Genomic DNA, 5,591 nt, shown 5'->3' with positions numbered 1-5,591 from the left:
TGCATGTAAAAAATCCTGTCGGTGATTTCTCACCAACAGGATTTGTCGAACAACCTAAAAAAAAAGCAAACATCCCATTTGGGATGTTTACTTAACTTACGATTAAATTCATTCAAGATGAAGATTATTTAGCAACTACTGCTTTATCAGAAACTAACTCAACTTCTTCCCATCCAGTTCCTTTATCTGGAGTGATATTAATTTTCTTCACACGTTTATTAACAGCTGTTAATTCAAATGTGTTGAAACGAGGAATTGCAAATGGGTTTTCTTGAACGTATTGTTGCCATTCTAAGAATAATTGTTTTTTAACTTTTTCATCGAATGTTTCATTAGAAGAAATACGTTGTAATAATGCTGTATGTTTTGGTTCTACAAAGTGACCAAAGTTGAAGGCAGCTTTAGGTCCATATAATCCATCTGGTGCTGGATTATATCCAATTGTAAATCCACCTGTCCACATATCGAAGTCATCAGCATATTTTTGTAATTTCTCTGCATAAGTTTGGAAGTCTAATGTACGACCAGTTAATAATTGTACATTTAATCCAACTTCTTTCCACCAAGCGATATATTGTTGTAATACCGCTTCTGCAGTTTCACTACCTTTAGCTGCTAATAATGTAATCGTTAATGGTTTACCTTCTTTATCTTCTACGTAACCATCACCATCAACGTCTTTATAACCAGCATCTTTTAAGATTTCTTTAGCTTTTTCAGGATTGTATTCAAATCCAGGAACTACATCTTTACCTACATATAAGTCTTTGAAGAATGGAGATAATAATGTATTCGCACGAACTGATAAACCGTGGTAAGTATCTTTACCAACTGTATCATTATCGATTGCATAACCAATTGCTTTACGTAAAGCAACATCATTCATTTTCTTAGAAGGATCTACAACGTGTTCACCTTTAGCTGCATCCCAATGTCCAACATTGAAACCAGTATAACTGATTGAGTTAGTCATTAATCCTAATAATGAAATGTTATCTAAATCTTTGTAAGTTTCGTATTGGTCAGAAGGCATTCCACTTACATAATCATAGTGACCTGCTTTTAATTCTGAAACAATTTGTTCGCTACTTACTACGTCTAATTTTACATCAATTTTTGGTTGACCTTTATAGTAATAAGGGTTTTTCTCGAAAGTTACAGATTCACCAGGTACGATGTTTTTGATAATGAATGGTCCACTACCCACTACTTTTGTACGAGAGTAATCAGATGTAATCATTTCTTGATAAGTCATATCTTTATAAATATGTTTTGGAATCATTAAAGTATTAATAGCTTCTCCACCAAACTCTAATGCTGGATAAACTTCTTTTAAGTGAAGTTTAACAGTTTGATCATCAATTTTTTCCAAACCAGAAATTGATGATGCTTTTCCTTCATGGAATTCTTGTACCCCTTCAACATTTAAAATATCTTCAGAGAAACGAACCCCTTCATAGTCTGGACGACTTAATACTTCATATGTGAAAATGTAGTCATCAATTGTTAAAGGTTGTCCATCTGACCATTTATAATCCCCTTTTTTCAAGTGAATTGTAAATGTTTTATTTTCAATATCTAACTTGTAATCAGCCATCCCTTTACTGTTATCGATTTTTTGATTTGCATCATAGTCAAATAAGTTTGCAAAAGCCATATTTACTACAGCACCATCACCAGAATCGATAAATAAAATTGGGTTAAATAACCCTTTGAATGGTGAATTAGATACTTGTGCCATGTTTAGTGTCCCACCACTAATTGGCGTACCTTCGTTTACCACTTCTGTTTTAAATCCATCTTCAACAGGAGCCTGTACCGATGAAGAAGATTGTTGTTTGTTACCACATGCAGCTAATGCTAGAGCAGCAGTAACACTAAGAAATCCTGTATATAATTTCTTGTTATTCATATTATCCCTCCTAAGTTTTTAACAAAACTAATGAATGTTTCGATACTAACAAAGTTTATGATACTTTTCAATATTTCTTTCGTTTTTTAATGTTATTTTCATCATTTTTTAATGATACCACTAAAGTTATATGATATAATTATAACCTTTTATAGTTATAAAAAAATTTTTATAAAAAAACGAGCCTAAGCTCGTTTTTTCTTATGCTTGTTGACTAACGATATAGTTCACAGCATCTCCAATTGTAACAATTTGTTCTGCATCTTCATCAGAAATCTGAATTCCGAATGCATCTTCTAATTCCATGACTAATTCAACGACATCTAATGAATCAGCACCTAAGTCTTCTTGGAATGTTGTATCTCTTGTAATTTTTAATACATCGACACTAAAACGTTCCGAAATTAATTGAATTACTTTGTCTAGTACTTCTTGCTCTGACATTTGTTGTCCTCCTTGTCTAAGCGATTTCTCCCTACACTCCTAATTGCTATACCTCTATTTTACTCAAATTTGGCTTTATTGTCTATCATTTCTTTTGAAAGCACTTTATTTTATATAGTACTATGATAAACTATTTTTCCAAATTTCAGCTTGCTCTTTTGTAGTTAGTACAAAATGTCCTGGAGTAATTTCAAACATTTCTTCTGGTTCATTTTGAACGGTTGGTTGATAAATCACTCTTTTACGATTTCTTTCATATTGAGGATCTGGTAAAGGAATTGCTGATAATAAACTCTTCGTATACGGATGGAATGGTTGATGATAAACAGCATCAGCAGTTCCTAACTCAACTATTTTCCCTTGATACATTACTGCAATTCGGTCACTAATATATTTAACCATTGATAAATCATGCGCAATAAATAAATACGTTAATTGTTGCTCTTTTTGTAATTTTTTTAGTAAATTCACGATTTGAGCTTGAATCGATACATCTAATGCTGAAATTGGCTCATCACAAACGATAAAGCGTGGATTTACTGCTAGAGCTCTTGCAATCCCAATTCTTTGACGTTGCCCACCAGAAAACTCATGTGGATAACGATTCGCATGTTCTGGATTCAATCCTACCATTTTCAACAATTCGTTTACTTTTGCATCTCTTTCTGCACGAGTTTTAACGATACCATGGATATCCATTCCTTCAGCAATAATATCTCTAACTTTCATTCTTCCATTTAATGAAGCATACGGATCTTGGAAAATCATTTGCGCTTGTTTTCTAAACTCTTTTAAGTCTTTAGTCTTCGTTGGAATTTCTTTTCCATCAAATAAAATTTGTCCGTCAGTTGCATCATTCAATCGTAAAATCGAACGGCCTGTCGTAGACTTTCCTGAACCTGATTCTCCTACAAGACCAAAAGTCTCACCTTCAAAAATTTCAAAACTAATATCATCGACTGCTTTTACAACTTGTTTCGAAGAAGCACCAAAGTAACACTTTAAGCCTTTAACTTCGACTAATTTACGTTTACTCATTTGTCACTCTCCTACTTTCAAATTGTGCCCAACGTTTTTGAATTTCTTCTGGTGGCTCTACTTTTGGAGCACGTTCGTCTAATAACCAAGTCGCTGCAGCATGTGTATCCGATACTGCAAACATTGGTGGCATTTCTTCAAAATCAATATCTAATGCATAATCACTTCTTAGGGCAAATGCATCTCCTTTTGGAGGATTTAATAAATCTGGTGGTGTTCCAGGAATCGTGTATAATGCCCCTTCCTCTTCTAAAGAAGGCATTGAGCATAATAATCCCCATGTATATGGATGTTTTGGATTATAGAAAATTTCATCGACTAATCCATATTCTACAATCTTCCCTGCATACATCACAGCCACTCTATCCGCAACATTTGCGACAACCCCTAAATCATGCGTAATAAAAATAATAGAAGTACCATGTTTTTGTTGAATTTCTTTTAATAATTCTAAAATTTGTGCTTGAATCGTTACATCCAGTGCAGTCGTTGGTTCATCTGCAATTAAAATATCTGGATTACATGCTAATGCAATCGCAATAACGATTCTTTGTCTTTGTCCACCAGAAAATTGATGCGGATAATCATTCACTCTTTTTTCCGCATTTGGAATTCCGACTTGTTCTAATAAATGAACGGCCTGTTGCAAGGCTTCTTTTTTCGATAATTTCAAATGTTTAATCATCGATTCTGCCACTTGCATGCCAACTTTCATCGTTGGATCTAAAGACGTCATTGGGTCTTGGAAAATCATCGCAATTTTCTTTCCACGAATTTGTTGCATTTCAGATTCTGATTTTTCTAAAATATTTTCTTGCTCGAAAATAATTTCTCCATTTTCAACTAAAGCATTGGCAGATAATAATTGCATAATGGATCTAGTCGTAACAGATTTTCCTGAACCAGACTCACCAACAATCGCTAATGTTTCTCCTTTTTTCAAGTAAAAATCTATCCCTCGAACTGCTTGAACTTTTCCATCAAATGTTTGAAAGGATACTTGTAAATTTTTTACACTTAAAATTGTTTCACTCATACATTTCTCCTATTCTTTCATTTTTGGATCAAAGGCATCTCTTAATCCATCTGCTAATAAATTAAAACTAATCATTAAAATACATAATACAGTTGCCGGGAACCACATTAAATGCGGTAAAAATCTAAATGTTTTATAGCCATCATTAATAAGCGAACCTAATGAGGCATTTGGTACTGGAACCCCAATTCCTAAGAAACTTAAAAAGGCTTCAAAGAAAATTGCTGAAGGAATTGAAAACATTGTTTGAATAATAATAATTCCAGCAATATTTGGTAAAAGATGTTTCAACGCAATTTTCCAAAAACTTTGTCCTAATGATTTAGACGCTAAAACATATTCTAGATTTTTTAATTTTAATGTTTGCGCACGAACAACACGGGCCATTGTTAACCAACTAGTAACCCCAATGGCTAAAATAATCGTACCTACACCTGGTTGTAAAAATAACAACATTAACACTAAAATAACTAAGTTTGGAATAGCAGTCATAATTTCTAAAACACGTTGCATTACTGTGTCTACACGACCACCAAACCAACCAGAAATCAAGCCATATAATACCCCTACTGTTAAATCAAACATTGCTGCAGCAAAGGCAATTAATAATGATAATCTTGTTCCATATAAAATTCGAGATAATAAATCTCTTCCTAAACCATCCGTTCCTAAATAGTAATAAATCCCTTCAGGAACTCCTGCTTGAGCATACGCATCTACTCCCGCTCTCATCCCTTTAAAAACACCAGGAATTTTAGCTGGTAAATTCGCTAATTGAACATTTTGTTCCAATGGATCATGCGGACTAATAAAAGGTGCTAATAAAGCTAGAATAATAAAGAGAACTACAATTCCTAACGATACAACAGCCCCCTTATTTTTTTTCAATCGTCTCCATGCATCTTGTAAAAAACTTTGAGGAGGAAGTGAAATATTTTCTACTTGTTCAAAAGACGATACTACACGTTTAAATGATACTTTTTCTGTCATTATGAAGCTTCTCCTCCTTGTGTTAAACGAATTCTAGGATCAATCAATCCATATAGTAAATCAACCATTAAAATTGTCACAACTAATAAAAATGAATACATCATTGTCACACCCATAATCGTTGGATAATCATTTGTTAAAATCGATTTCACAAATTGCTCCCCAATACCA

The 5,591-nt window shown here is 33.3% G+C and carries 6 protein-coding genes; all 6 read right to left on the bottom strand.

The annotated features are described in order from the left end of the window. Nucleotides 1-124 precede the first annotated feature (124 nt). On the bottom strand, nucleotides 125-1,912 hold the full coding sequence (locus tag RWZ86_RS08105) for an oligopeptide ABC transporter substrate-binding protein (protein ID WP_314681293.1): 1,788 nt from the start codon (nucleotides 1,910-1,912) through the stop codon (nucleotides 125-127). 201 nt (nucleotides 1,913-2,113) lie between these two features. Next, nucleotides 2,114-2,356, bottom strand: coding sequence for an acyl carrier protein (gene acpP, locus RWZ86_RS08100; protein WP_314681289.1), 243 nt, complete (start codon nucleotides 2,354-2,356; stop codon nucleotides 2,114-2,116). A 120-nt stretch (nucleotides 2,357-2,476) separates the two neighbouring features. Further along, nucleotides 2,477-3,394: an ATP-binding cassette domain-containing protein gene (locus RWZ86_RS08095; RefSeq protein WP_314681286.1), complete on the bottom strand. Its 918-nt coding sequence runs from the start codon at nucleotides 3,392-3,394 to the stop codon at nucleotides 2,477-2,479. Then, entirely contained in the window at nucleotides 3,387-4,430 is a 1,044-nt protein-coding gene (locus RWZ86_RS08090) for an ABC transporter ATP-binding protein (RefSeq protein WP_314681282.1), read from the bottom strand. The genes RWZ86_RS08095 and RWZ86_RS08090 overlap by 8 nt, the downstream gene beginning before the upstream one ends. Before the next feature lie 9 nt (nucleotides 4,431-4,439). After that, nucleotides 4,440-5,420, bottom strand: a complete 981-nt coding sequence (locus RWZ86_RS08085) for an ABC transporter permease (protein ID WP_314681280.1) — start codon at nucleotides 5,418-5,420, stop codon at nucleotides 4,440-4,442. After that, nucleotides 5,420-5,591, bottom strand: a 172-nt coding sequence (locus tag RWZ86_RS08080; RefSeq protein ID WP_314681296.1) for an ABC transporter permease subunit, incomplete at its 5' end; no start/stop codon positions are given. The genes RWZ86_RS08080 and RWZ86_RS08085, both read right to left, overlap by 1 nt.

It is taken from the genome of uncultured Granulicatella sp. (assembly GCF_963545075.1).
Lineage (GTDB): Bacteria > Bacillota > Bacilli > Lactobacillales > Aerococcaceae > Granulicatella.
Note: the sequence above shows the minus strand (reverse complement) of the source record. Positions and strands in the feature narration are given on the sequence as shown.

Coding starts and splice junctions, on each gene's coding strand:
- RWZ86_RS08085 (WP_314681280.1), bottom strand. CDS start 5,420: ATGACAGAAAAAGTATCATTTAAACGTGTAGTATCGTCTTTTGAACAA.
- RWZ86_RS08105 (WP_314681293.1), bottom strand. CDS start 1,912: ATGAATAACAAGAAATTATATACAGGATTTCTTAGTGTTACTGCTGCT.
- RWZ86_RS08095 (WP_314681286.1), bottom strand. CDS start 3,394: ATGAGTAAACGTAAATTAGTCGAAGTTAAAGGCTTAAAGTGTTACTTT.
- RWZ86_RS08090 (WP_314681282.1), bottom strand. CDS start 4,430: ATGAGTGAAACAATTTTAAGTGTAAAAAATTTACAAGTATCCTTTCAA.
- acpP (WP_314681289.1), bottom strand. CDS start 2,356: ATGTCAGAGCAAGAAGTACTAGACAAAGTAATTCAATTAATTTCGGAA.